Source organism: Endozoicomonas acroporae (assembly GCF_002864045.1).
In the GTDB taxonomy this organism is placed as follows: domain Bacteria; phylum Pseudomonadota; class Gammaproteobacteria; order Pseudomonadales; family Endozoicomonadaceae; genus Endozoicomonas; species Endozoicomonas acroporae.
Map to the genome: position 1 here is coordinate 1 of NZ_PJPV01000281.1, position 917 is coordinate 917.

At 53.2% G+C, this 917-nt stretch carries 1 protein-coding gene; it reads left to right on the forward strand.

Features of this window, described 5'->3' with window-relative positions; all coding sequences use genetic code 11:
* Positions 1 to 917 (forward strand): hypothetical protein (locus tag CX664_RS26875; RefSeq protein WP_180966640.1); only part of this gene is annotated, 917 nt, incomplete at both ends.

Here is a 917-nt window from a genome sequence, read left to right on the forward strand (position 1 = left end):
CACGGAGCCGCCAGAGCCCGGGAGTTTGCTGATTCACTGTGCGGGTCAGGATGTCTTTGCCAGCCTGTTTGGCAACCTGGCCATCAACAGTCATGGCGAACAGTATTTTCGCAACGGAGTGATCAGCAGCCAGCCAGAACCGGTGACCATCTGCCTGGTGGACCCGCCGGATGCCAAAAGCCCATTCTGGCAACATTTGTCGGACATTCTTGAGCAAGGCTACTTCATCGCCAATGGTGAACGGGTGGAGCTGCCAGCATCGCTGGTCTTGCAGCAATATCACACCCCGACCGAGAATATCACGGCATTCAAACAAGCAATCAACAACACATCGGTGTTACCCGGTAAAACCTGCGGGGTTATCAATACCCACAATTTCGACGGGATCTTCAGTGATCTGTCCGCACAGGAAAACACCCTGCAAAAGACCGATACCTTTCATAAGATGGCCAGCGAATTTGACCAGCTGCTGGTTAGCGGTGAACTGACCGATGAACAATGGCTGATCCTGAAACATCGGACGGAATCACTGCCCGTCGCTCCCGGATTGGTGACAGGCACTTTGCCAGAACCTTTCGGTGACAGTGTTGTCAGGCTGTATACCGACAGTGTTGCCAATATCGCTGCCAAAGTTGCTGCACAATCCAGCTGTTATCGACTGGCCACCGGTCAGCAATGGGAGGAGCTCTGGTTTACCAGTAAGCTGAAACTGTCAGGCAAGTTGAGTTTCCAGCTGAAAGAAACCCCCTTATTGACACAACTTCTAAAGGGTAAACCGGTGGTGCTGACCGGGCTGGAACATACCCCGACCCTGGCAGGGCATCTGGAGTCACTACTGGCACCTAAGCCCTATCTCTGGATTTACGGCCAGAAAAAAGTCCTGCCCAATTGCCAGCTGCATATAGTCTGGCCCGCTG